Raw genomic sequence first — 23814 nt, forward strand, 5'->3', positions numbered from 1 at the left:
AGCGCTAAGTCTCCGGTTGGTTTCTGTTTCAATAAAGTAAGCCTCCGTCCGCCTGACAATAACTATTATTGTACCATGTACCATTAAATCTCGAATATACGGCTTGGCCAAACCGCATACTGAATAAGGTGAAAAATGACCATGCAAAGTTTTATTCAGTTTAACATAAAAACTTAGTTTGTTTAATAGACAAACTAAGTTAAGGCATGTTATTCTGTGAATAGAACGTTTTCAACAAATAAAATTTTCGAATTTCGCGAAGGAGGATTTTGTTCTCAATGACTTATTTCAAAGGCATCGATACGATTCAGTTTGAAGGTAAAGGCTCTGACAATCCGCTAGCATTTAAACACTACGATCCGAAGCAAGTGATTCTTGGCAAAACTATGGAAGAGCACCTGCGCTTCGCAGTCGCTTACTGGCATACATTCAACGCTAACGGCAGCGACCCGTTCGGCAACGCAACGATGGTTCGCGGCTGGGATCAATACAACGGTCTTGACCGTTCCAAAGCCCGCGTAGAAGCCAACTTCGAATTCATGAATAAATTGAACATTCCTTTCTATGCGTTCCATGACGTAGATATCGCTCCAGAGGGTGAAACGCTGCAAGAAACGAACAAAAACCTCGACGTTATCGTAGCTATGCTGAAAGACAACATGAAGACATCCGGCAAAAAGCTGCTGTGGAACACGGTTAACATGTTCTCCAACCCACGCTTCGTACACGGCGCCGGCACGACTTGCAACGCCGACGTATACGCATACGCTGGCGCACAATTGAAAAAAGGTCTTGAAGTCGGCAAAGAGTTAGGCGCGGAAAACTACGTATTCTGGGGCGGCCGCGAAGGTTACGAGACGCTTCTGAACACGGACATGGGCTTCGAGCTCGACAACCTTGCACGCCTGTACCACATGGCTATCGCTTACGCGAAAGAAATCGGCTTCGACGCGCAATTCCTGATCGAGCCTAAGCCAAAGGAGCCGACGAAGCACCAATACGACTTCGATGCGGCTACAACGATTGCATTTTTGCAAAAATACGGCTTGAAAGACCACTTCAAGCTTAACCTTGAAGCTAACCATGCAACGCTTGCAGGCCACACGTTCGAGCACGAGATTCGTACGGCTGCAATCAACGGCATGCTTGGATCGCTTGACGCGAACCAAGGCGACTTGCTGCTTGGCTGGGATACGGATGAGTTCCCGACCGACCTGTACTCCACGACGCTTACGATGTACGAAGTGCTTAAAGCCGGCGGCATCGGCCGCGGCGGCGTTAACTTCGACGCGAAAGTACGCCGCGCCTCGTTCGAAGCGGAAGATCTGTTCCTTGCGCACATCGCAGGCATGGACAGCTTCGCTTGGGGCCTCAAAGCTGCTGCTAAGCTGATCGACGAGAAAATTCTCGACAACATCGTAGACAACCGCTACCGCAGCTTCAAAGAAGGCATCGGCGCGGAGATCGTATCCGGCAAAGCGACGCTTGCATCGCTTGAGCAGTACGCGCTTCAAAACAACCCGATCAAAAACGAGTCCGGACGCCAAGAGCGCATCCGCCTCATGCTTAGCGAAGTTATTTTCAGCGTATAAGCTGGGGAGGTTCTCTTACGAATGAGCTATGTTATCGGTATAGATCTCGGGACGAGCGCGGTTAAAGCGCTGCTCGTCGACAAGAACGGCACGGTAGCGGCGGAAGCATCCCGCAGCTACCCGCTGTTCCATGAACATTCCGGCTGGAGCGAACAGAAGCCGGATGATTGGGTTAATGCTACGATCGAGGCGCTGCGCGAGCTCGCCTCTTCCTCCGGCATCGATGCCGGACAAATCGAAGGCATCAGCTTCTCCGGTCAAATGCACGGTCTCGTGCTGCTGGACGGAGAAGGCAATCCGGTCCGCAACGCGATATTGTGGAACGATACGCGCACGACGGAGCAATGCCGCGAGATTGAGCGCACGCTTGGCGACAAGCTGCTCAACATTACGCGCAACCCGGCGCTTGAAGGCTTCACGCTGCCGAAGATTCTCTGGGTTCGTCAATACGAGCCGCAAGCCTTCGAGCAAGCGAAGCTCTTCCTGCTGCCGAAGGACTATGTGCGCTATCGGTTGACGGGCAAGCTTCATATGGACTATTCCGATGCGGCGGGAACGCTTATGCTTGATGTCGCTGGCAAGGAATGGAGTCTTGATGTGCTGAGTGCATTCGACTTGCCTGCAAGCTTCTGCCCAGCGCTTGTCGAGTCGCATGGTCTAGTAGGAACGCTGCTGCCGAAGGTTGCGGAAAGCACGGGACTTAGCGAGGCAACGAAAGTTTTCGCGGGCGGCGCAGACAACGCTTGCGGGGCAATCGGTTCAGGTATCCTGTCCGAAGGGCTTACGCTATGCAGCATTGGTACGTCCGGCGTTATTCTTTCCTATGAAAACGATAAGTCGAAAGACTTCGCAGGCAAGGTGCATTTCTTCAACCACGGCAAGCAAGACGCATTCTACGTGATGGGCGTTACACTCGCGGCGGGCTACAGCCTAAGCTGGTTCAAGAAAACATTCGCGCCAAGCGAATCGTTCGATCAGTTCCTTGAGGGCGTGGGCGAGGTTCAGCCTGGCGCCGGCGGTTTGCTCTTCACGCCGTATCTCGTCGGCGAACGGACTCCTCATGCCGATTCCGTCATTCGCGCCAGCTTCGTTGGCGTTGACGGCGCGCATGAACGGAAGCATTTTGCCCGCGCGGTTATGGAAGGCATCACGTTATCGCTTAACGAGTCGGTCGATATGTTCCGTAAAGCAGGCAAGACGGTCGATACGATCGTATCGATCGGCGGCGGTGCGCAAAATCCGGTTTGGCTGCAAATGCAAGCCGATATTTTCGGAGCGACGGTCGTTGCGCTTGAGAACGAGCAAGGCCCGGGACTTGGAGCGGCTATGCTCGCTGCATACGGCTCCGGCTGGTTCGAAAGCTTGGAGGCATGCGCCGACAAGTTCGTGAAGCACGCGGATCGTTACGAGCCGCAGCCTGAAGCGGTCAAAGCCTATGAAGGCATCTTCAAGGTGTATCAGCAGGTTTACGCTCAGACGCGCAGCTTGAACGAGGCGCTGGCACCTTACCGCAACAAATAAAACAATGAATCGGCAGTCGAGATTTTCTCGATTGCCGATTTTTTTTGTCGACTTCGACTATCGATGCGCAATTATTCCAACTGGAAGGATTACGTGGTCATTATATCTGAAATACTTCTTTACAAGGGAACGTACATTCGCTAATCTGAGTATGGGTAAATATCCCATGATTGGGGGACGTGAACCGATGGGAATCAAGGAGGTTTTTTTATGGGGAAGTTTATAAGCCATGTTCAAATTCCAGTGAAGAACTTGAAGGAAGCCGCTGAGTGGTATAATACTTGTCTCGATTGTACGTTGCATGCTAATTTTGAAGAATTTGCTATCATCGGCTTTCAAGATGATCGAACGCATATCTTTTTATGGCAGACTTCCGATAGAGGAACGGCGACGACGTTTACTGTTAACGGTGAACCGTTTCCCGCCATCGGGTTTCAGGTTGACGACATGGATGCGCTTTGCCGGAAAATATCCGAAGCAGGCGTAAAGGTCCACGGCGACCCGCAAGCACCGCGGGCGGATGAAGGAAGAAGGTTCTTAAAGTTTTTCGATCTTGATGGTAATATGCTGGTCGCGCATACTGCCTAAACGTTAGCCAACAACAAAAAAAACAAAGGAGCGAACAATTTGAGTACAGTTTTGAGTAAAGCGGGAGCTATTTTTATCCCAGTACGTGACGTTGGAGAAGCGCGGGAATGGTATAGCTCCATCCTAGGTCTAGAACCTAAGTTTGAAATCATCTCCGGCCATCTATGTTGTATACCGTTGGATAACAACGGCTTAAATCTTGTCTTGGATAGCCAAATTTACAATGAGGATTCTTACTTCAGAAGTCCTGCCTTCCATTTTAACACCGATGATATAGATGAGGCTTACCATTTCATAAAAGCTCGTGGCGTCGAAATGGTTACGGATATAGAGAACGGCCATTGGTTTAATTTTAAAGATCCCGACGGGAACATGTTGATGATTTGTAAATGTTGATTTCCTATAGCCTGTAAATATAACGAAGTTCACAAGTTACCGTTTGTAGTTGCTCCATATCGTTTCAGGTCTAACCCCAAGCTCGCCGGCGATCAGCTCGGCGGTGAGCCGCTGGGGCTTTTTTATTTTGCCATTGCGAATCTTGGAAATCGTCGTTAACGATATAAGCGTCGATTGCGCCAGCGAGGTGACGGATACGTTCTTGCTGAGCATCAGCATGCGGAGCTTGTAGGATGAATCCTCCTCTTGCGTGTTAAGCTGCATGTTCATCAGAATAACGACGAAGTTCTTGAAGCTTCGATTGCCGTTATAGAAGGGCTGAATCAATGCGTTGCAGGAATAGCTGCGATCGCCAAGCTTCAGCTGAAAATCGATTTGCTCCGCGGTTCGGTTGTTCTTAGCGTATTCGAAAACGCGCTTTGCTTTGCTGCGGTCATGCTCCAATATCAGCTCGTAAATGGTAGTTTCGATATAGGACGAGGCAGGCTGCTGCACCGGGGCGTAATAGTGCTTAAGCGTCTTGATGTTATATTTTTCGTCTACGATGGCGGACACCATGATTTTATTCTGAACGATATAATCGTCGATCCACTTCGTTTCTCTGAGATCTTTGCAAATAAGGACATAGAAGGTAAGGCCGTCGCTTTGGAGCTTGCGGCTGGACAAACGAATCGGCGCAGGCTCGGAAGCTTTCGTAACTAAGTTGCATTCTATAGAAGGCGTTGACCATTCATCTTCGGAGAGGCTATGAATGACATCGTAGAAGGAATTACCCGTGTCGGCAGTCGATATAGCCATAGAAGGGTCAAGATTGAGCAGATCGGATTTTTTGAAACCTGAGAATACGGTGAATGCTTGATTGACATCGCGAATGTACAGGCGGGATTTCTTTATTTCAATGATAAGCATAGGATCGGATAGTAAATAAAATAAATGATTCATCGAAGACGTCCTCCCATCAGTTTACATGTTTCGAACATAATCATAACTAATTATGTCATAAAACCTAACACAATGACATAGTTAAATTTGAAAATATGGATGCCCTCGATAAAAAAACAAGAACCGAAACATGTTTGGCCGCAAAAATAGGCATACTAATGGAAACCGTAGGAAAGGAAGATGAAATTGTCCGATCAAAACGCCATTTTGTTTGAATTCAGCGATGCACGCAGCGCGACGCTCGCCTCGGATACGCTTGAGGAGCTTGGTTATGCGCCTGTATTGCACGAAAACAACCGTATACATATTCATATTGAAGGCAGCGATTTGACTTCGGCTTTGGAGATCGCGCAGGCGAACGGAGGGAGGCTGGTCGAGCAGTCCCATATAGCGGACTGGGCGGTAACGGATACTGCTTATGCACTCGATGCGGTAACCATTCCAGCGCATGTCGTTAACGAGGATTGGGTGGATTCTTACGCCGCCGGACAGCAGGAGGAGTCTTATCTCCTCCGCAACCGGGACGATGACGCCGATTATGACGATGAGTTTATCCCCGATCCGGGAACGTACGATCATTTCTCTGGCGACGTTCATACTTAACGTTGATTAGGTGGTTACGGCTGTGATTAAGAACCGCCGTAGTCTGCGCTTAGAGCGGCGTTCGTGCCTGCATTGTATCCGGTCGTGAAGGCAGCCGTAATGTTATAGCCGCCCGTGTAGCCGTGTATATCAAGCACTTCACCGCAAAAATATAATCCAGGCATTAGCTTGGACTCCATCGTGCGCGGATCGATTTCCTTCAGATTGACGCCTCCGCCCGTAACGAAAGCTTCCTCTAGCGATAACGTACCGTTAATCGCGACCGGGAAGCTTTTGATTTGCGCGGCAAGCGCGAGCCAAGGCTCCTTCGGTAGGTTGTCGTACGTAATATCGCCGGAGATGCCGCAGCGCTGCAGTAGAAACTCGAGCAGCCTTTCCTGCATGTAGCCGCGAAGGACGTTTCGAATCGCTTTGCGCGGTTCCAGCTTTGCCATGCGAAGCGTCTCCTCGTATATCTCCGATTCGGAGCGGCCCGGCAGCAGATCGATCGTTAACGAAACGGTTGCTCTGGAAGCCGAGCTCGGATCGGCGGCTTTCGTCTGCTTCATTTCCTTCACGACGAATTGGCTGCATCTAAGCGCAGCCGGCCCGGATAGACCGAAATGCGTAAAGATCATATCCCCTTCATGCGACACGAGGCGCTTGCCTTTATGGCTCCAAACCGTAAGGACGACGCCTCGAAGGGACAACCCTTGCAGGTCCTTGGAGCGAATCCAAGGCTCGGAGGAGGTTAGCGGTACTTCGGTTGGATAAAGCTCGGTAATCGTATGTCCGGCAGCCTTCGCCCAAGGGTAGCCGTCGCCTGTCGAGCCGGTGTGAGGCACGGACTTGCCGCCTGTGGCAATAATGACCGCCTTCGCATGGATGGTTTCCCCGTCCACAAGCTTAACCCCGTTTACGGCACCATGCTCATAGAGCACCTCGGCTACGGGCGACAGCGTTCTTACCGTAACGCGCTGCTCCTTCACCTTGCGGATGAGCGCGTCAACGACGGTCTTCGCCTTGTCCGATACGGGAAACATTCTCCCGTTGTCTTCTTCCTTGAGTGCGATCCCCATACCTTCGAAGAAAGCGACAATGTCGCGGTTGCTGAACGTATTCAAGGCGCTATAGAGAAAACGTCCGTTACCGGGTATATGTCTAACGAGCTCATCAAGCTCCTTCGCATTCGTGACATTGCACCTGCCCCCGCCGGATATGCCGAGCTTCCTGCCCAGCTTGTCCCCTTTGTCGATGAGCAGCACGTTCGCTCCTCCGCTGCCTGCCGCCGCCGCTGCCATTAAGCCGGAAGGTCCGCCGCCGATAATAATAATGTCGTACATGTTGCACGCTGCCTTTCTGTCGGATCAATTAAGATCGAATCATTTCTTCATTGTATCATTCTTTACCGCAATGGTATGCGTTATAATGAAGCCAAATAAAAAGTGATGAGAAAGGCGGCGAGACGGATGCTTCGATTGGAGAGGCGTTTGATAGGTGCAGGCGAGGCGCAATTGTATGTCAGGGAATGGTTGCCGGATAACTCTGAACCGAGTACATCGGCCGAGGAACATGAACGGGCAAAGCTTAAGGCGGTCGTCTGCCTCCTGCATGGTATGGGGGAGCACGGCGAACGCTTCTCGCATGTTGCGGAGAGTTTGACATCAAATGGTCACGCTGTCATTGCGATCGATCAGTTCGGGCACGGCTATTCCTCGGGCAAGCGAGGCCATATGCTGTCGATTGGCGCGACGATAAGCAACGCAGCGCTTATGATCGACGATGCAAGCAAGCGTCATCCGGGATTGCCGCTGTTCCTATACGGCCATAGCAAGGGCGGCAATATCGCGCTCAATTGCGCTCTGCGGCTACATCCGAAGCTTAGCGGCGTCATTCTGTCCAGCCCCTGGCTGCGGCTTGCGTTTCAGCCGACGGAGGCGAAGCTGTGGCTCGCCCGCAGGCTTGCATCGATTCTTCCCGCCCTGCAGCAGTCAACGGGCTTGAAGGCCGAAGATTTGTATCGCAGCGGCAATCCGCGCGCCGCCACTATCGAGAATGACCGTCTTTATCATAATAAAATTACGCTGCGTACTTTCCTGGAAATACAGCGGGCAGGAGAATGGGCAATCGAGCATGCCGACGAGATCGATGTTCCAATCCTGCTATTTCATGGAACGGCAGACAAGGTAACCTCATATGACGCAAGCAAGGAGCTTGCCGAGCGGCTAGGGGAACGTTGCACATGGTATTCGGTCGAAGGGGGTTATCATGAGCTGCATAATGATGTCGACGGGGAACGGACGATTGGACAAATGATGGATTGGATAGAGTACCGTTGTCAAAACAGGTAGTTTATGTTTTTTTGGATTAATAGTATGATAGATTATGTTACGTCCGTTACCCATTAAGCAAATTGAAAGCAGTCGGACGCGAGTCGTTAGCGGCATTCGAATAGCAATTTAGGGGGATCCGATTGTCTGTGCTGAAGGAGCTGCTGTTACAATTCATAATATCCTTATTGCCGGTGTTTGCTTATCAGATATGGTATGACAAGGATCGAGGCAACAAAGACATATCCGTTATTATGACGCTGCTTGGCGGAAGCGCAATGGCGCTCTGCATGATAACTTCGCGAAGCCTGCACGGCTACGACCTTGATTTACGTCTCATTCCCTATACGATTGCTTCTCTATACGGGGGACTGCCTGCTTTAATCGCGTTGACCGTTGCGTATGTGACAATTCGCATTCCGATGCTCGACAACTGGCAGGAAGCGGTTATATTCGGCGTTTTCATCATTTGCTTTATACTGCTTATGGTAGTAGCTATCCGACCGTTCCAACGTTCGTCCGCCTTGCGTAAGAAACGACTCGGATTAATACTTATGGGGATCATATGCGCCTACTACTCCATTTCGCTTATCGTCTACTTTTCACTCCAACAGGTACATTTGAACGCTATGTTCTTACTCTTGCTGGCAATAAGCATCATAGTAACCCTGTCGGCCATGTGGCTGTCACTCTATATGATCGAAAGCGTGAGGGAGAAGAAGCTGTTATACGAGGAAGTTACTCGCGTGTCGGCCAATTACCGCAACGAAGTCGAGAAGCTGCAGCAATTCATTGGCGAGACTTCTTTTGCGGTGCTCTTGCTTGATCGGGAAGGCAGTATTACCCATATTAATGAACTGGCGATCAAGCTTTTCAGGCTGAAGCCTGAATACGGCGGCGTGAAATCGATGCTTGGACAGTCTTATCGGGATATTTTCCCCCAGGAGTCGGAAACGGTTTGCAGGGAACTTCTGCATAGCGCCTTGAACGGCAAGCGGGAAATGCTGCAACCTTATATGGAGGGCGACAAAATGTTGCTCAAGACCGTATTTGCGATCCGCTCGTCTGTCGACGATCAAATTGTCGGGGCAGCACTAATTGCCCATGATGTCACCGAGCTTAATCAATTGCGAGACGAGGTTGGCCGAATGGAGCGGCTAAGCCTTGTTGGCCAGATGGCTGCAAGCATTACGCACGAGATTCGTAATCCAATGGCGGTCATCCGGGGGTTCGTTCAGCTTATCCAGGAGCGCAGCGAATCTGCGCAACATGACTATTTCCGCATTGTGATGGAGGAGCTCGATCGCGTCAACATGATCATAAGCGACTTCCTGTCGCTTGCCCAGAACAGGGCGCTAACCATGGAAATGGGTTCGCTTAACGACATCATAGCCGATATGCGACCGCTTCTGGAAGCCGATGCGAACTTGCGCGGACAGACGCTGCTTCTGGAATTATGCGAAGAAATGCCGCCTATCATGGTCAACGATCGGGAGATTAAGCAATTGCTGCTTAATCTGGCGAGGAACGGAATGGAGGCCATGGACGAGAAGGGCATCCTTACGATTGCGACGGTATTCGAAGGGGGTGCCATCGAGCTTCGAATAGCGGATGTCGGCGTAGGTATCCCGCAGGAGAAGATGAACAAGCTGTTCGAGCCGTTTTTTACAACAAAGACGCGAGGGACGGGGCTTGGATTGCCGTTATGCCTGAGCATAGCGGAGAGGCACAATGGCCGAATCGATGCTTATTCAACGGAGGGCGAGGGTACGACTTTCGTTGTGACTTTCAATGTACATATGCAAGAGGTAAGGTTGGCGACATAAGGATTGCAGCGGATGCGCATACTAGCTTCGAAACCAACAGGACTGGCTTGAAACCTTCAAGCCGGAAGGAGGAGCAAGCATGGCACAAAGCAATGGCGGCAACAAAGGAAGCTCTCGCGAGCAGCGTCAGCAAGCGGCAGAGAACGAAGCGAAATCCGGCAAAGCGGCGGAAGAAGCAGGCTACGATAAGAAGCTGAACGGCCCGAATCGGCCTTCGATCTAGCAGGAAGCGGGGCAAGGCGTATGGACGACGACAAGGAAGATCGCCGCGCCAGGCAACGTGCGCTGAACGACGATCCGGAGCTTGATCCCTATGAGATCGAGTTTCTGCCTGAATTCCGCGAAGGAAGAGGAGAGCGCGCGCCCTTCGTCAATGAACACGGCGTTATCATCGGCGATCACGATTATGAATCCTCTAATTCTCCGTTAACGCAATGGAGCGTAGAGACCGACCCGGCCATTATGGCGGGAGAGCAGTGGGTGCATCCATTCAAAGACGTAGGCTTCTTGACAGCGGAGAACCGCGATTATTTCGAGCAAAGAATCGCTCCGCAGGCTGGCATTTTTATGCATCTTGACAAAAATGCGGCTTACGGTGCGGGGGAACCGGATAAATCGGCGGATAAGGCGAAAATAAAGCAACCGGAGTGATACGCTCCGGTTGCTTTATTTTCATAACGAACGGTATAATAGTAGCTAAAATAATGTTATTTAAAGGAGTGTTCTGCAATGTCTATGTCCTTCGAAAGATATATGTTAGATATGGTTCAACCGATGCGCGACGATCTTACTCGTATCGGCATTCAAGAGCTTCGTACACCGGAGGAAGTGGAAGCGGCTATTCCTACCGCTAAGGGAACTGCGCTTATCGTCGTAAACTCCGTATGCGGCTGTGCTGCAGGCCAATGCCGTCCAGGCGTAGCGGAAGCCCTTCAGAACGAAGTAACGCCTGATCACCTGTACACGGTGTTCGCCGGGCAAGACAAAGAAGCAACGGCTAAAGCCCGCGAATATTTCGCGCCGTACCCGCCGTCTTCGCCTTCGATCGCTCTTATGAAGGACGGAGAGCTCGTCCATTTCATCGAACGCCATCAAATCGAGAACCGCTCGGCGGCGGATATCGCAGCCGATCTGTCAGACGCATTCGACCGGTTCTGCAAATAACGAACGGAGACGATACTTATGAGCTTGCAGCGCGAAATCATTGAACGCCTTGGCGTAAAGCCGGAGATCGATCCGGGAACGGAAATTCGCAAACGGGTCGATTTCCTGAAGCAATACGTCAAGCAATCGGGAACGACAGGATTGCTGATCGCGATCAGCGGCGGCATTGACAGCGCAGTCGCAACGGGACTGTGCAAACGCGCTACCGACGAGCTCAGCGAGGAGTCGGGTAAGGAATATATTACGCTCGGCGTATTCCAGCCGTACGGCGACCAAACGGATATTCAGGACAGCTACGCCGTCGCCGAAGCTTTCGGGCTGACGCATAAGGTGGAGACGAATATCGGCGAAGCGGTCGACGAGATCGCGATAGAGGTCGAGCATGGCTTTAAGTCGCTTGGCATTCCCCGCCATCTGAGCCGCGGCGGCAAAGGCAACGTGAAAGCAAGAACGCGAATGGTCATGCAATATGCGCTCGCCTTCGATATGAATTTGCTTGTTGTCGGCACTGACCACGCTTCGGAGGCGATTACCGGCTTCTACACGAAGTGGGGCGATGGAGCTGTGGACATTACGCCGCTTAGTTCGCTGAACAAGCGTCAAGTTCGTTTGCTGGCATCGCATCTTGGCGTGCCTCAAAGCGTGCTCGACAAAGCGCCTTCCGCAGGACTATGGGAAGGCCAGACCGACGAAGACGAGCTTGGCATCAAGTATGCCGAGAACAGCGCATACCTCGAGGGCAAGGAAATTAGCGAAGAGGCGCGCGAGAAGCTGGAGAAGCAATATTTGAAAACCGAGCATAAACGCTCGCCGATTCCAGGCATCTAACATAATCGAACTTTGAAGTGTCTCAAAAGGGTTAATCTTACCGCAGTAAGTGTTAGCTTTCATCAATAAAAAATGGCGGTGCAGGGCGTTGTTTCTGTACGGCCATTTTTCTTTTTTGGTCGATTGATGCTTCAGGGGATCGTTCTTTGTTTTTGCTCGAAGAGCGCGAAGGGTTAGACCATGACGTGGATGCACAATGGCTATACTGGATAATCGCAGTAACTTTAGGCTGTTTCGAGCCATATCGAGAGCTATATTGGATATTCGCAACATAGACCTCTGTTGTGTGCCCGAAATGCCGTCAAACGCTCAAAGTTACTGCAAAAAATCCAACATAGCTTCCCACCACCACTAATTCCGCCTCAAGTTACTGCGAAAATCCAACATAGCCTATCTGCATACGCACAAAGGGGCTGTCCCTAAGCCATTGGCTTTTGGGACAACCCCTTTTTCATTGCGGATTATTGACTATTGCTGTTTGTACCACAAGAGGAAAGCTTCGGCGACGTCCGCACCTGCAACACCGTTCGGATGCGGGTCGTTGCCCGGACTCATATATTCGTCCTTCAGCTTGTTCTCATAAGGGCGAGCTTGCCCGAGTATCTTCGCAATATCGAAAACGCGTGCGACGCGTTCCGGGGCTTGCTTCCTGATCCATTCGTTCACAGTCCGCCATACCTCTTCATGCGCGCCTTCGAAATTGAAGGCTGGCAAGGTGAAGAGAATAAGACTGACATCCTCATTAGCCGCTTTCAATTGTTCGATAATGGAGGTCAAGTCGCCGATCAACTGCCCGGCGCTGCGATTGCCTGTGCCGATGTCGTTGACACCGAGACAAATCGCAACCTCGTCTCCTTGCTTCGCCTTCGCCATCCACGGGCCGTCCGGGGCGAGATCGTAAGCCCGTGCCCAGCCGCTGCCGATATTCCATACGCCGATGGAAGGAGCAAGCCCTTCCGCAATACGGGCCGACCAGAACGAGTAGCCGTCGATTTCCGTCCGCACGCCTTGCGTAATCGAATCGCCTAGGAATACAAGCCGCTTATCCGTTTCTCGTTCGTATGCGATCATCGAAGGCAGCACCTGTCGGTTGCCTGCCGGCAAGAAGCCTTCAGCCGTTTCTTGCGCCGCGATATTGCCGGCAGCTTCATAGGCGGCAGCAAGCAGCGTCTCCGTATTATAAGGAATTCCGCTCTCAGGTCCGCTCACCGCTATTGCCCATGTAAATACGAGGAAGTGCCCTTCCGGTATGTAAGCGTCAACCGGATCGCTCCAGAAGCGCTCGCCAGCCAGCACCTGCTTAAACGCTGCGCCTTCGAAGGTTACTATGCGCAGGCTGCCCTCCTGCGCGCTGCCGTCAGGCTGCCGGCCGCCATCGCCAATCGTACAGCTCTCAATGCGCCAAGCGCCGCCTTCATCTCCGGCCTTGGACTCCGTGCCATCCGACCAAGTCGAATCGACGGCGTTGCTATGCCATACTTTCAAACGAAGCGCGCCATATTCGCGCGGTTTCACATAGGTCCGGAAAGTAATGATTGTCTCGCCAGTCGGTCTGAACATAAAGTTTGCTGCAGACGACAAAGCGGTAACGGAAGCGTAAGTATCGGTCAAGCTGTTCAACTCCTAGGGTTATATTAATTGCTGCTCTCCCAAACTATCATTTTTCAAGGGGGATGTCACTACAGCCGAAATAGAAATGATATGATCGGTTACATACATATTTCGACATTGAGGGAGCTGTTACTGATGCAACGTAAACCAAAATATCTGTCAACATCTCCGGCTGCCAGCTTAACACGTTTTCGCGCGCATAGCCCGATCGAGTCATGCGCATGACAACCTCCGTTGTTACAATTTGGACATCAAATCCATATTAGTAGCGGAGGTTGTTTCAGTATGAAGAAAACAATGCCATTCAGAAGAAAGCTTGCAAGCGCGGCTCTAATTGCCGTATTAACGCTCGGTGCGGCGATCCCCGTCTTCGCTCATGACGGTTGGTCGCAGACGAATACGCCGATCGTTGCGCCGGGACAAGTCTCCTATGTCGAGCTCATGCTAGGCAATCATTCGAACGAGCATAAGAGCTACCGCATTGCCGGACAGTGGAGCCCGGATACGACGAAGGTATTCGTCACGACGCCTGCCGGCGTGAAGTCGGACATAACGGGTACGCGCTTCTATACAGGTGAATCGGCTACGGAAACCGAGCCGGCCGCGAACAATTATTATGTAGCGTCCTTCAAATCGAACGTGCCGGGCGCCTATGTCGTATCGGTCGAAGGCGACAGCATCTTCAAGCATGGCGACGCTTCGAGCCGTACATTGCGCAGTGCCAAGTCATTCGTTGCGGTCGGCGACATTCCGGTCGCCGAGCGGGTGAAAGCGTTAAGGGGCTTCACGAAGCAGGTTAGTACGGATCGCGCCGAGCTCGTTCCCCAGTTCAATCCAGCTTCTGTAACGCCATCGGAGCTAGTATCGGTTCAGTTGCTGCTGAAGGGCAGGCCGCTGGCAGACGCTTCGGTCGATCTCATTCGTCGAAGCAATTCCGAAGCACAGCAATTGAAGACGGACGCAAGCGGTATCGTGACGTTCACGACTGGTGCGGCCGATTATTACTTGATGCGCGCAAAGCCTGCTACGACGGAAAGCAAAGAAGGCGAATACGCGAGCACCAACTATGAGGCGACCATGACCTTCACGGTACAAAATCGTTCGCCGAAGCTGCCGGGCACGGCGGCTTCCGCCGTTCCTCATCTATACGTGAATGGCACTTCGGTTGAGGCTGCCGCGGTTAATGACGTAACCGTGAAGAAAGGAACGGCAATGGTCGACGCCTCGTTCATCCGCCAATATGTAAATACTTCGTTCACAGGGAAAGGGTCGGTTGCACTGCGACGCTCGGCTGAGGAAGCAGGCGCGATCGTTGAATATTTCCCGGCAGTCGGCGATAATCGGGCGGCTATCGCGATCTATACGAAGTAACGGTCCGATACGCGATGATCAAACGTATTAGCCTCATTAGCATAACGATTTGGTTCATGTGGGCATGCTTGCCGAGCTTCGTCTCGGCGCATGCCTATCTTGCCCATTCGACGCCGCTGCAGGACGCGGAGCTGCAAGCTTCGCCAGGGGCCGTTAAGCTTACGTTCACGGAGAAAATCGATACGAAGCTTAGCAGCGTCACGCTTGTGAAAGCTGGCGACGGCAGCAGCATTACGGGCAAGCTGAGCGCCGATGGCGATAGGACGCTTATCTATACGATACCGAAGCTGGATAACGGCGAATACAAGGTCGTATGGCAGGTGCTGTCGCTCGATACGCATATTACGGACGGCTCATTCCGCTTCGCGGTAGGCGGTAAGCTGACGCTGACGCAGCCGGATGAGACGGCTTCGCTCGATGGCGGCGGATCAGATGATTCGGCAACCGGGGGCAGCGTAGATAGCGGCGTGAAACCTGCAGACACCTCGAGGCCGACCGCAAGCGCAAAGCCGAAGCCGCCTGCCTATGGCGAGCCGCAACCTTCAGCGAAGCCGAAGCCGAGCGGCATGAGCGGCAAGGGCGATGCGGACGACTCGGATGTCTCGTCCACGCCTCCGCCAGCTCAAGGTGGCACCTCCGTCGAAGGCTCGGAGGGAGTGGAAGCTCAGGAAGCGGGTTCTACGGCAGAGATTGAGACGACACTAATACCATACGAAGCGACAACCGATACGCCTACCGTTAATATAGAGGTGGAGGAACAAGGTAAAGGAAACGGGGATAATAGCTCAACACATGGGAATTCCCCAGAAACGGATGCCGCTTCGGAAGTTGAACAAGAGATGTTAGGATCGAATGCGGATGGCGAGCATAACCATGCAGGCGACGAGCATGACCATGAGGGCGGTCAGAAGTTGATAACGGCGCTTCGGACTGCGGATGTGCTCGTATCCGCCTGGCTTGCTGCGATGCTCTTCTTTCGCTATTGCATATGGAGAGATTACGCTACCGATGCTCCTTCTTGCTTCACGCAGCGGGCAGAGCGGGTAGCTACGGCGGTAGCCGTGGCCGTGTGGCTGGCAACGGGGTTGTGGCGGCTGACGATGCTCTCGAACGACCTTGGAGGCATACCGCTTCAGCAGATTGCAACCGGTACGATGGTCGGCAAGATCGCCGTCCTCCGTCCCTTAGCCGCGGCGCTCTTGCTGCTGCTTGCATTTGCACCGGCTCGCGAGCAGCGCTTCGCGAATATCGTAAAAGCAGCGGCGGCAGCGTGCGTCATCATGACGTTCCCGCTGACCGGGCATGCCTACGCTGAGCTTACGGACGCTGGAGCGGCCATCCTTGCTCATGCGGTCCATATGGGGGCAGCCGCCATATGGCTTGGCGGCCTTGCCGGACTCGTCTCGCTAACCTGCAGCCGTCATGCGGCAACCGCCTTGAAGCTTACGGCCGAGCGTTTCTCGTTATGGGCTTTGCCAAGCATGATGCTCATCGTTGCGAGCGGCATATGGCTGTCGGCGAGAAGGCTCAGCTCATGGAAGCAACTTGTTACCGAAGATTACGGCAACCTGATTGTCATCAAATCCGGTCTGCTGCTGCTCGTTCTCGTTATAGCAGCCGTGCATCGCGTCGTCTTTATGCCAAGGCTGGCGAAAGCGCAGGAAGCGGGTGATGCCGCTAAGGCTGACGAAAGCAAACGGACAGCTGCATTAAGGAGGCTGCTAATCGGCGTTAGAGTGGAAATCTTGCTTGCTGCAGCTTTGTTCGTGATGGCAGGCATGCTCTCAACGACTTCTCCGCCTTCCGAATCTGCATCGCAGGCCGAGGGCATGCCGTTCTATTGGCATGTTATGGGCGAGCAAGCCCATATGACGCTCCGAATCCATGAGGATAACGATTCCGGAAGTCAGAAGGCAAACCTGCATGTATGGCTCCCGGAAGGAAGCGGCCCTCCGGAGAAGATTGACGTGTCGATTGTTCCGAATTCGGAAAGGGAGGCAGATTTGAAGCAGTTGCCGCAAGCCATTCCGTTTAAGCTGCAGCCTCCGGAAGCGGATGCCGGGTCATACCCCGGTTTCATCAAATATACGTTCTACGCGGCAGGAGCTTTTATAGAACGTTCAGTCGACTACGTCATTACGGTTGATATAATAGACGCTCTGGACAATGATTTTCACTATGAGCGTCAGACAAATTCTTGACTTCCCTACCTGCATCTGCTAATCTCACCTTCATATAAGGCAGGTGTGAGAATGATCGTCGGGATCGGACATGATCTAACGGATATAGAGCGGGTAACGCAAATTATGAACGGCCGTACTGGAGCAAGATTCGTGGAGCGCGTGCTCACGGTCGCAGAGCGAGAGCTGTCGGCGGGCTATTCGGCGGAACGGCTGCGGCAGTTCACGGCTGGGAGATTCGCGGCCAAGGAAGCGGTCGTGAAGGCGCTTGGCTGCGGAATCGGCGCCACGGTCGGTTTTGCCGATATTTCGATCGGAAGAGATGAATGCGGCAAGCCTATTTGCACGTTATCCGAACAGGCTTGGAGACGCCTCGGTCAGTCGGCAGCGGAGGTTCGGATTCATGTGACCATTACGCACGAGCGAACGCTGGCCTCCGCTTTTGTCGTAGCGGAACGAATATAGCGGGAACCTTTTGCCCATACTTGGAATGTAATATACCATGCATATGCGGCGAGAGGGAGTTGACGGCGATGAGAGAAGATCGGCAGCAGAAGGCGAAGCGCAGATTCAAGACCGGGCAATGGGTTCAGTACGATGGGCTGTATTCCGATGATTGGGGCGGCGATCTTGTGCTGATGCAGGGCGAGCTGTTTCCTTCGCATCCGCAGATGGGCGAGACGAGCTGGACCTACACGGGACCGTCCGTGCTCGATTACGGCGGCAAAGCTCCGAAGATGAACGGTCATCATATCGGATACTAGAGTGCTTGAAGTTTTTGACGGCTAATCACCAATCAGCACTTTTCTATCGTATACTAACGGAAGTTTCTCGAGTAAAACACAATGTTCTCTAATAAAAGAGCGGCTTGGCGCAGATGCCAAGCCGCTTTTCATATGATCTACTTCTTCCCGGCCAGCCACTCCGCCAGACCGTCGATCTCCTCCGCGCTTAGACGCTCCTTGAAAGACGGCATCGAACCTTCGCCTTCCTCGATCTGCTTCACGATATCGGCTGCTTCGAGACGTGCGCCTACCTGCTGCAGGTTTGTGACAGGCCCCATTCTTCCTTGCAGCTCTGTACCATGGCAACTGACGCAGTTGGCTTTGTAGACGGATGCGACCCCGGCGGGGGCATCCCCAAGACCGGCGCCCTTCCGCTGCACGCCCCCGCCGCCGCAAGCTGCCAGCATAACCAGCAGCGTGGATACCGTAACTATTTTACCGACTATAGCGATCCTTTGTTGTTGTTTCATTACTGCTATCCCCTCTCTACACTTTCCAATTGCCGAATTCGTTAACATCCATATGATTTTATTGTAATAGTCCGTATAATAGAAAGGTAGACTCTATGGGGCTACTATCTAAAAATATAACAAAGTATAAGCCGCTTATACATACTTTGCTGCCCCAAAAAAACATGTGCCCGTTCTATTCCCGCCGGGCTATTTGCGTTAGAAACGCGGTACAACAGGAGATATGATGAACCCGACAATAGAAAGTATTATGCAAAATCAATTGAACCGTATCCATGCCGACGTCATCATGACGGCTTATTCGCAGAGCAGCGCCGGCTGGTGCGAAAATAACGCCGAGCCTGACTTTTACCGCTTCTGCTATGTGGACAAGGGCGAGGGTTGGCTGGAGATGGATCATATCAGCTATAGCGTGAAACGCGGTCAGCTGTTTCTGATGCCGGCTGGCAAGCTGCAATCGTACGGGACTAAGGGCGACGAGACGTTCGGACGTTATTGGTGTCACTATCGTCTGGATCCAGCCGATATGCAATTCGTCGAGTCGCAGCAAATGCCGGCTTACATTGAGGTTAAGGACGATCGCCAAGTGAAGCAATTGTTCACGAAGCTCATACAGCTGCAGACCTCGCAAGAGCTGACGCGCGAGCTTAGGATGAAGGCGGTGCTGCTGGAGCTGTTCGCCTTATACTTCGATGCGAGCTATAGCCGGAAGGAGCAGCATGTCGATGCAAGCTTCGACGATACCAAGTGGAACGAGGTACTCGCATATATCGAGCAGCAGCTCCATCGCAACATTCAGATTGAAGAGCTGGCTAAGGTAGCTTTTCTCCATCCCAACTATTTCATTACCTCCTTCAAAAATATGATGGGATGCTCGCCGATCCAATACGTAACGAACCGCAGACTGGCGCTAGCGAAACGGTTGCTTGTCGAGACGGCCGAGCCGATTGCGGAGGTAGCGCGACGGGCAGGGATGCAAAATCATTATTTGTCACGGCTGTTCAAGCGCCATACCGGCATTTCGCCAAATCAATATCGCCGTATAGCGCGGTCAAGCGCGTTCTGCCAGCCAGTTACCGAGCGAACATCGGTTCATCATAATGAGGAGGACTATAGCTAATGACAAAGATGGAAGAAGCCAGTCAATATTTCAGCCAAGAGCTTCTTACGTGGTATCGTCGGCAGAAGCGGGATTTGCCATGGCGACTGAGCCGCGATCCATACCGGATATGGGTGTCCGAAATCATGCTGCAGCAGACGAGGGTAGATACCGTCATTCCGTATTACAACCGGTTCATGAACAAGTTCCCGACCGCTGCGGCGCTGGCTGAAGCGCCGGAGGAAGAGGTGCTCAAGTGCTGGGAGGGCCTTGGCTACTATTCGCGTGCGCGTAACTTGCAGGCTGGAGCCAGAGAGGTCGTACTGAAGTATGGCGGGAGGGTGCCCGATGACAAATCAGCCGTAGCTGGACTGAAGGGCGTAGGCCCGTACACGAGCGGGGCGATAATGAGCATTGCGTTCAACCGGCCAGAGCCGGCAGTAGACGGGAACGTGATGAGGGTATTGTCGCGCTACTTTTGCCTGGAGGACGACATTGCGAAGCCTGCCACGCGCGTTTCCATCGAGAAGCTGGCCGTATCGCTTATTCCCGATGGAGCCGCCGGCGACTTTAATCAGGCGCTCATGGAGCTCGGCGCTCTGGTGTGCACGCCGAAGTCGCCGGGCTGCCTGACTTGCCCGGTTATGGAGCATTGCAAGGGACGGCTTGAAGGCCGGGAGGGCGAATTGCCGATCAAGACGAAGGCGAAGCCGCCGCGGCCGGAGCAGCGCGTGGCTGCAATCGTGCTCGGAAGCGGGGCAAATGCGGGCAAGGTGCTCGTAAGAAGACGTCCGGATACAGGATTGCTGGCGCAAATGTGGGAGCTTCCTCATCTGCTGCTTGCGAAGGACAAGGCGGGGCTGCTTGATGAGAGCATGCCTAAGGAGCAGCAGGAGCTAGCTGAGCTGCTAGGCAAGCTGCTGCATGATGAGACAAGCTTGCTCATTCGCCCTCGCCGCTGGTTCTTAGACACGGATCACGTATTCAGTCATATTCATTGGAAAATGCGCGTCTATTTGGCCGACTTAGGCGGCGAGGGTCTGACAGCCGAGAAGGCGGAGGCTTACGGTATAGCTGCCGAAGCGGCAAGCGGATATATGGATGCCGGGCGAGCCGAAGGCGACTTTGCATTCGGCAGCGTAAGCTGCGAGCGAGCGGGTGCCTCGGATTTATACGCTTCTGCCGCAATTGCTGTCGCGGAGAGAGAGCTTCCGAAAGAATATGCATGGATTGGACCGGAGGATATGGATGTGCTTCCTTTCCCGAATATATTTTTGCGGATTTTGCGTGACTTCTGGGAGTAAATGAAAATAGAGCGGAGGAACGAAGATGAGCGAAATGCTTGATTTGCTGCTAAAGCACAAAATTGTGGCCATATTAAGAGGGATTGAGGACAAGCATGCGGATAACGCGGCGCAAGCTTTGATCGACGGCGGCATTCATATGATGGAAATTACGATGAATACGGACGGAGCGGCAGCGATGATCGAGCGGTGGCGCAACAAGTTCGATGGCAAGGCGGCTGTCGGCGCCGGAACGGTTCTTGACGTAACGCTTGCAGAGCAGGCCGCCGCCGCCGGGGCGCAATTCATCATCTCGCCGAATCTGGACGAGGAAGTGATTGCGTTCGGGCGCGAGCGCGGCATCTCGGTCTGGCCCGGCGTTATGACGCCGACGGAAATCGTTAGGGCGCTGAAGGCAGGCGCTGAGGCGGTCAAGCTGTTCCCGATGGGGACGCTGGGCGTGGGCTACCTGAAGGAACTCCGCGGCCCGCTGGATTCGGTTCCGATTATGGCGACAGGCGGTGTCGACCTGCACAATATTGCCGACTACTTCAAAGCAGGAGCCAATGCGGTTGGAATGGGCGGCAAGCTCGTCAACCTGGAATGGGTTCGCGAAGGGAAGTTCGATCAGGTAACGGAACGGGCTAAGCTGTTCGCGGACGCGGTTCGTCATCTGGCTCTGTAGACGGAGGCAGCTGCATATGGGAATCGTTTTTATACTGATCGTTGCGGTTATTTCAGTCTTAGCGGCAATATTGATATGGAACATTGGCGCGAAGAGCCAGCAGCCCCGCAAACTACCGAACGCCGAGAAGCCCGATGTTACGACGGATTGGCAATCGCTTTCGTTCACAAGCGGCGGATCAAGCATAGAAGGCTGGCTGTTACAGCCTGTCTCGACTATAGGAGAGAAGCGCGAAGGGGAGAAGCCGGTCGTTATTGTAGCGCACGGCTGGGGCTCGAACCGGACGCGCGTGCTGCGCTATGCGAGACCGCTATACGAGGCGGGCTACGCCGTATTTATGTATGATGCGCGAAGCCACGGAGACAGCGAACCGATCAAAGCGCCGTCGGCGCTTATGTTCCGCGACGATATGCTGGCAGCTATCGCTGCTGCCAAGAACATGCCTGGGCTAGACGCAAAGCGCATTGCCGTACTAGGCCATTCTCTGGGCGGCTTCGGGGCGCTGCTTGCCGTTGATCATGGCGCTGAGGTAAGCGTTATTGTGACCGATTCGATGCCCGTGCGATTCGATACGATGCTGAAGGCCGAGCTGAGACGGAAGAAGATGCCGATATTTCCGCTCGCTTATTTGATCCCTTCGATATGGCTCATTCGCGCAGGCATATCGAGGAGGCAATACAGAGAAGCAGACATCAAGGCTATTCTGCAAAAGCATGCGGGGAGTCGTGCCGCCGGGAAAGTTCCGGTGCTTATGGTTCACTCGGATGGCGATCATTTCATCGGCTCGGAAGATTTGAAGCAATTGCGAAGCGATCTGCCTGAGGAGACGATGAAGACGTTGTTCGTACAATCAAGCGGCCACAGCGCATCCGAGCAGGATCCGGCTTTTTGGAGCGCAGTGCTTCCATTCTTAAACGCCAATATGAAGTGAATAAAAAAAGATGCCTGCGGCACGAAGCCGCAGGCTACAAGAGATAATATATAATAAGGGGGGTCATGGGATAAGTATATAGGCCGAAGATGAATCCTAGATGAGAGAAATATTACAGTTTGATTACAAGATGGTCATACGCTGAATTCAAGGGTCATCTACTCGCAGCTTAATTCCGCGATGGTTTGTTTAAACCGTCCACAATCCGGGTCAATGTTCACTCAACTAATAGTACTGAAAGTGTATCAATACCAAGCGGCGACGTTTCCCGTACCGTACCGTCATAGCCGACTTTTATCTTATCTCCAACTTCGAATGTCGCTTCACTATTTACCGAAAGGTCAACATATACGCTCTTTCCCGAACTAAGAATGTCCCCTTCATCTACATAAACAGGAGCTGAATCACCATTCATCTCCTCAATGGTTCCTATAAAAGTTGCTTTTACTCCCTCTGAACTACAAGCAAATAATAAACTGCTTAATAAAATTGTAAGCAAAATACTTAATATGTTTTTCAAATCTACACCTCCTTAACAAATATTTATCTGGTCGAAAGCGAATAAAGTAAAAGCAGAGCTTTTTATTAAAAATGGAAAAATGAAGCTCTAGAAAAGCCTTCAACAGAAATCTGATTGGAGAATTTGAAGTCAAGGGGAAATATATTAATGATGCTCATAGACAAAGCGGTTTTAAATAATATCCTTTGGTGCGGGATTGTTTGCGATTTGCACGGACTTACTCAAAATTCAAGTGAACATGCGTGGGGACTGCTTTCGAAAGCACCTGATTATTACCCCGATATCATTACTTCAAGTAGGCATGCAACAAGTGAGGAAGTAATGGATTTTGTAGGAAAAAGAGAAATATTCAGTATAAAAGATAGTTTTGCTAATCTTGATATGGTACCTTATGGTTTTGAAATATTATTTGAGGCAAAATGGATTTATCATGCACCAGTTACTGACGTTGATTTTGTCCAAGCGGAATGGAGTGCCGTTACGAACGAAAAAGATTTAACGCAGTGGGTATTAGCAAATGGATTGCAAAAAGTGATTAGGCCAGATCTGTTAAAGCATCAAGATGTGAAAATCTTTGTGCACGAGATAAACGGCGAACGATCAGGGTTCATTGCTAACTTGAGCGCTAATGCTGTGGGGATATCCAATGTTTTTTCAAACTGCAAAAAAAGTGTGTGGTCAGATATAGCTAAAATTGTTTCGGCCTATTTCCCAGGAATACCGATGGTGGGATATGAAAGCGGCGATTCTCTAACATCAGCTCTTTTATCTGGATGGACAACGCTTGGCCCCCTTCGTATATGGATTAAATCAAATAACTAAATCCGTGCGGGTTCATTCAATTAAGATGAATAGTTCAAAATACAGCGGTAGTCTAGGACTTTATTTCGTCCTTGGCTGACGCTGTTTTTTATTGGGATCAATGTTCCGTATTCCGCTTGTGCTTCGGATAATGATGGTGGTTTCGGCCACGCGCCTATGCAAACCGGACATTTCATTAAGATAAACGTTACTAATTACTCTACCACATCATGGAAACAAGAAAAACTGTGCCAAGCGAGCCGGGAAAATGGGAAAACATAACTATAATATTATCCGTTCGAGATTACG

Annotated in this window: 25 protein-coding genes; 20 read left to right on the forward strand and 5 right to left on the reverse strand. The window is 51.9% G+C overall.

Annotated features, from left to right (window positions below; translation table 11 throughout):
• The first annotated feature begins 278 nt into the window (after positions 1-278).
• The 4 genes from xylA to J2T14_RS12750 all read left to right on the forward strand — a co-directional run bounded on the left by xylA (position 279) and on the right by J2T14_RS12750 (position 4097).
• Complete coding sequence (gene xylA / locus J2T14_RS12735) at positions 279-1592, forward strand: xylose isomerase (protein WP_307202549.1); 1314 nt, start codon at positions 279-281, stop codon at positions 1590-1592.
• Positions 1593-1613: 21 nt separating this feature from the next.
• Positions 1614-3113 carry a xylulokinase gene (gene xylB / locus J2T14_RS12740; protein ID WP_307471291.1) on the forward strand — a complete coding sequence of 500 codons (1500 nt, stop codon included), beginning with the start codon at positions 1614-1616 and terminating at the stop codon, positions 3111-3113.
• 210 nt (positions 3114-3323) lie between these two features.
• Positions 3324-3701 carry a VOC family protein gene (locus J2T14_RS12745; protein ID WP_307471293.1) on the forward strand — a complete coding sequence of 126 codons (378 nt, stop codon included), beginning with the start codon at positions 3324-3326 and terminating at the stop codon, positions 3699-3701.
• 39 nt (positions 3702-3740) lie between these two features.
• Positions 3741-4097 carry a VOC family protein gene (locus J2T14_RS12750; RefSeq protein ID WP_307471295.1) on the forward strand — a complete coding sequence of 119 codons (357 nt, stop codon included), beginning with the start codon at positions 3741-3743 and terminating at the stop codon, positions 4095-4097.
• 36 nt (positions 4098-4133) lie between these two features.
• Here J2T14_RS12750 and J2T14_RS12755 read toward each other — a convergent pair whose 3' ends face one another.
• A complete protein-coding gene (locus J2T14_RS12755; RefSeq protein WP_307202541.1) occupies positions 4134-5039 on the reverse strand; it encodes a helix-turn-helix domain-containing protein in 906 nt (301 codons plus the stop codon).
• Between the two features lie 180 nt (positions 5040-5219).
• Here J2T14_RS12755 and J2T14_RS12760 point away from each other — a divergent pair, with 180 nt between their 5' ends.
• Positions 5220-5642: a hypothetical protein gene (locus J2T14_RS12760; protein WP_307471297.1), complete on the forward strand. Its 423-nt coding sequence runs from the start codon at positions 5220-5222 to the stop codon at positions 5640-5642.
• A 26-nt stretch (positions 5643-5668) separates the two neighbouring features.
• Here J2T14_RS12760 and J2T14_RS12765 read toward each other — a convergent pair whose 3' ends face one another.
• Positions 5669-6964: an NAD(P)/FAD-dependent oxidoreductase gene (locus J2T14_RS12765; protein WP_307471299.1), complete on the reverse strand. Its 1296-nt coding sequence runs from the start codon at positions 6962-6964 to the stop codon at positions 5669-5671.
• 126 nt (positions 6965-7090) lie between these two features.
• On the opposite strand from J2T14_RS12765, the gene J2T14_RS12770 reads away from it, so the two are divergent.
• The 6 genes from J2T14_RS12770 (at position 7091) to nadE (ending at position 11769) form a co-directional block, all read left to right on the forward strand.
• On the forward strand, positions 7091-7972 hold the full coding sequence (locus J2T14_RS12770) for an alpha/beta hydrolase (RefSeq protein WP_307471301.1): 882 nt from the start codon (positions 7091-7093) through the stop codon (positions 7970-7972).
• Between the two features lie 128 nt (positions 7973-8100).
• Positions 8101-9777 (forward strand): two-component system sensor histidine kinase NtrB, encoded by a 1677-nt coding sequence (locus J2T14_RS12775; RefSeq protein ID WP_307471948.1) that lies wholly within the window; start codon positions 8101-8103, stop codon positions 9775-9777.
• A 79-nt stretch (positions 9778-9856) separates the two neighbouring features.
• Positions 9857-10000: a hypothetical protein gene (locus J2T14_RS12780; RefSeq protein ID WP_307202533.1), complete on the forward strand. Its 144-nt coding sequence runs from the start codon at positions 9857-9859 to the stop codon at positions 9998-10000.
• Positions 10001-10020: 20 nt separating this feature from the next.
• On the forward strand, positions 10021-10428 hold the full coding sequence (locus J2T14_RS12785) for a DUF3905 domain-containing protein (RefSeq protein ID WP_307202531.1): 408 nt from the start codon (positions 10021-10023) through the stop codon (positions 10426-10428).
• A gap of 78 nt (positions 10429-10506) precedes the next feature.
• On the forward strand, positions 10507-10941 hold the full coding sequence (locus J2T14_RS12790) for a BrxA/BrxB family bacilliredoxin (RefSeq protein WP_307202529.1): 435 nt from the start codon (positions 10507-10509) through the stop codon (positions 10939-10941).
• A gap of 18 nt (positions 10942-10959) precedes the next feature.
• The gene (gene nadE / locus J2T14_RS12795; protein WP_307471303.1) at positions 10960-11769 is read left to right on the forward strand and encodes an ammonia-dependent NAD(+) synthetase; all 810 of its coding nucleotides are present in this window, start codon (positions 10960-10962) and stop codon (positions 11767-11769) included.
• Positions 11770-12237: 468 nt separating this feature from the next.
• On the opposite strand, the gene J2T14_RS12800 is transcribed toward nadE, so the two are convergent.
• Positions 12238-13380, reverse strand: coding sequence for an SGNH/GDSL hydrolase family protein (locus J2T14_RS12800; RefSeq protein WP_307471306.1), 1143 nt, complete (start codon positions 13378-13380; stop codon positions 12238-12240).
• Between the two features lie 285 nt (positions 13381-13665).
• On the opposite strand from J2T14_RS12800, the gene J2T14_RS12805 reads away from it, so the two are divergent.
• The 4 genes from J2T14_RS12805 to J2T14_RS12820 all read left to right on the forward strand — a co-directional run bounded on the left by J2T14_RS12805 (position 13666) and on the right by J2T14_RS12820 (position 17695).
• Entirely contained in the window at positions 13666-14751 is a 1086-nt protein-coding gene (locus J2T14_RS12805) for a DUF4198 domain-containing protein (protein ID WP_307471308.1), read from the forward strand.
• 14 nt (positions 14752-14765) lie between these two features.
• Entirely contained in the window at positions 14766-16952 is a 2187-nt protein-coding gene (locus tag J2T14_RS12810) for a copper resistance protein CopC (RefSeq protein WP_307471310.1), read from the forward strand.
• Between the two features lie 51 nt (positions 16953-17003).
• On the forward strand, positions 17004-17396 hold the full coding sequence (gene acpS / locus J2T14_RS12815; protein WP_307471312.1) for a holo-ACP synthase: 393 nt from the start codon (positions 17004-17006) through the stop codon (positions 17394-17396).
• 68 nt (positions 17397-17464) lie between these two features.
• Positions 17465-17695 (forward strand): hypothetical protein, encoded by a 231-nt coding sequence (locus J2T14_RS12820; protein WP_307202518.1) that lies wholly within the window; start codon positions 17465-17467, stop codon positions 17693-17695.
• A gap of 137 nt (positions 17696-17832) precedes the next feature.
• Here J2T14_RS12820 and J2T14_RS12825 read toward each other — a convergent pair whose 3' ends face one another.
• Positions 17833-18186: a c-type cytochrome gene (locus J2T14_RS12825; RefSeq protein ID WP_307202516.1), complete on the reverse strand. Its 354-nt coding sequence runs from the start codon at positions 18184-18186 to the stop codon at positions 17833-17835.
• Positions 18187-18409: 223 nt separating this feature from the next.
• Between J2T14_RS12825 and J2T14_RS12830 the strand changes: the two genes are divergently transcribed.
• The 4 genes from J2T14_RS12830 to J2T14_RS12845 are packed head-to-tail and all read left to right on the forward strand — an operon-like array spanning position 18410 to position 22184.
• Positions 18410-19306, forward strand: a complete 897-nt coding sequence (locus J2T14_RS12830) for an AraC family transcriptional regulator (RefSeq protein ID WP_307471315.1) — start codon at positions 18410-18412, stop codon at positions 19304-19306.
• Positions 19306-20589 (forward strand): A/G-specific adenine glycosylase, encoded by a 1284-nt coding sequence (gene mutY, locus J2T14_RS12835; protein WP_307471318.1) that lies wholly within the window; start codon positions 19306-19308, stop codon positions 20587-20589. Before J2T14_RS12830 ends, mutY begins: the two co-directional genes overlap by 1 nt.
• A 25-nt stretch (positions 20590-20614) precedes the next feature.
• Entirely contained in the window at positions 20615-21253 is a 639-nt protein-coding gene (locus tag J2T14_RS12840) for a bifunctional 4-hydroxy-2-oxoglutarate aldolase/2-dehydro-3-deoxy-phosphogluconate aldolase (protein ID WP_307471320.1), read from the forward strand.
• Positions 21254-21269: 16 nt separating this feature from the next.
• Complete coding sequence (locus J2T14_RS12845; protein ID WP_307471322.1) at positions 21270-22184, forward strand: alpha/beta hydrolase; 915 nt, start codon at positions 21270-21272, stop codon at positions 22182-22184.
• Between the two features lie 217 nt (positions 22185-22401).
• Here J2T14_RS12845 and J2T14_RS12850 read toward each other — a convergent pair whose 3' ends face one another.
• Positions 22402-22704, reverse strand: coding sequence for a hypothetical protein (locus J2T14_RS12850; protein ID WP_307471324.1), 303 nt, complete (start codon positions 22702-22704; stop codon positions 22402-22404).
• 147 nt (positions 22705-22851) lie between these two features.
• On the opposite strand from J2T14_RS12850, the gene J2T14_RS12855 reads away from it, so the two are divergent.
• Positions 22852-23526, forward strand: a complete 675-nt coding sequence (locus tag J2T14_RS12855) for a hypothetical protein (protein ID WP_307471326.1) — start codon at positions 22852-22854, stop codon at positions 23524-23526.
• Positions 23527-23814 lie beyond the last annotated feature (288 nt).

The sequence above is a fragment of the Paenibacillus harenae genome, assembly GCF_030812415.1.
Taxonomy (GTDB): domain Bacteria; phylum Bacillota; class Bacilli; order Paenibacillales; family Paenibacillaceae; genus Pristimantibacillus; species Pristimantibacillus harenae_A.

What these genes read in the sequence shown, in the direction of transcription:
- J2T14_RS12820 (WP_307202518.1), top strand. Translation starts at nt 17,465, where the DNA reads ATGAGAGAAGATCGGCAGCAGAAGGCGAAGCGCAGATTCAAGACCGGG.
- J2T14_RS12830 (WP_307471315.1), top strand. Translation starts at nt 18,410, where the DNA reads ATGATGAACCCGACAATAGAAAGTATTATGCAAAATCAATTGAACCGT.
- J2T14_RS12805 (WP_307471308.1), top strand. Translation starts at nt 13,666, where the DNA reads ATGAAGAAAACAATGCCATTCAGAAGAAAGCTTGCAAGCGCGGCTCTA.
- J2T14_RS12840 (WP_307471320.1), top strand. Translation starts at nt 20,615, where the DNA reads ATGAGCGAAATGCTTGATTTGCTGCTAAAGCACAAAATTGTGGCCATA.
- J2T14_RS12825 (WP_307202516.1), bottom strand. Translation starts at nt 18,186, where the DNA reads ATGAAACAACAACAAAGGATCGCTATAGTCGGTAAAATAGTTACGGTA.
- nadE (WP_307471303.1), top strand. Translation starts at nt 10,960, where the DNA reads ATGAGCTTGCAGCGCGAAATCATTGAACGCCTTGGCGTAAAGCCGGAG.
- J2T14_RS12765 (WP_307471299.1), bottom strand. Translation starts at nt 6,964, where the DNA reads ATGTACGACATTATTATTATCGGCGGCGGACCTTCCGGCTTAATGGCA.
- J2T14_RS12845 (WP_307471322.1), top strand. Translation starts at nt 21,270, where the DNA reads ATGGGAATCGTTTTTATACTGATCGTTGCGGTTATTTCAGTCTTAGCG.
- J2T14_RS12770 (WP_307471301.1), top strand. Translation starts at nt 7,091, where the DNA reads ATGCTTCGATTGGAGAGGCGTTTGATAGGTGCAGGCGAGGCGCAATTG.
- J2T14_RS12790 (WP_307202529.1), top strand. Translation starts at nt 10,507, where the DNA reads ATGTCTATGTCCTTCGAAAGATATATGTTAGATATGGTTCAACCGATG.
- J2T14_RS12810 (WP_307471310.1), top strand. Translation starts at nt 14,766, where the DNA reads ATGATCAAACGTATTAGCCTCATTAGCATAACGATTTGGTTCATGTGG.
- mutY (WP_307471318.1), top strand. Translation starts at nt 19,306, where the DNA reads ATGACAAAGATGGAAGAAGCCAGTCAATATTTCAGCCAAGAGCTTCTT.
- J2T14_RS12855 (WP_307471326.1), top strand. Translation starts at nt 22,852, where the DNA reads ATGATGCTCATAGACAAAGCGGTTTTAAATAATATCCTTTGGTGCGGG.
- xylA (WP_307202549.1), top strand. Translation starts at nt 279, where the DNA reads ATGACTTATTTCAAAGGCATCGATACGATTCAGTTTGAAGGTAAAGGC.
- J2T14_RS12755 (WP_307202541.1), bottom strand. Translation starts at nt 5,039, where the DNA reads ATGAATCATTTATTTTATTTACTATCCGATCCTATGCTTATCATTGAA.
- J2T14_RS12745 (WP_307471293.1), top strand. Translation starts at nt 3,324, where the DNA reads ATGGGGAAGTTTATAAGCCATGTTCAAATTCCAGTGAAGAACTTGAAG.
- J2T14_RS12760 (WP_307471297.1), top strand. Translation starts at nt 5,220, where the DNA reads ATGAAATTGTCCGATCAAAACGCCATTTTGTTTGAATTCAGCGATGCA.
- xylB (WP_307471291.1), top strand. Translation starts at nt 1,614, where the DNA reads ATGAGCTATGTTATCGGTATAGATCTCGGGACGAGCGCGGTTAAAGCG.
- acpS (WP_307471312.1), top strand. Translation starts at nt 17,004, where the DNA reads ATGATCGTCGGGATCGGACATGATCTAACGGATATAGAGCGGGTAACG.
- J2T14_RS12780 (WP_307202533.1), top strand. Translation starts at nt 9,857, where the DNA reads ATGGCACAAAGCAATGGCGGCAACAAAGGAAGCTCTCGCGAGCAGCGT.
- J2T14_RS12785 (WP_307202531.1), top strand. Translation starts at nt 10,021, where the DNA reads ATGGACGACGACAAGGAAGATCGCCGCGCCAGGCAACGTGCGCTGAAC.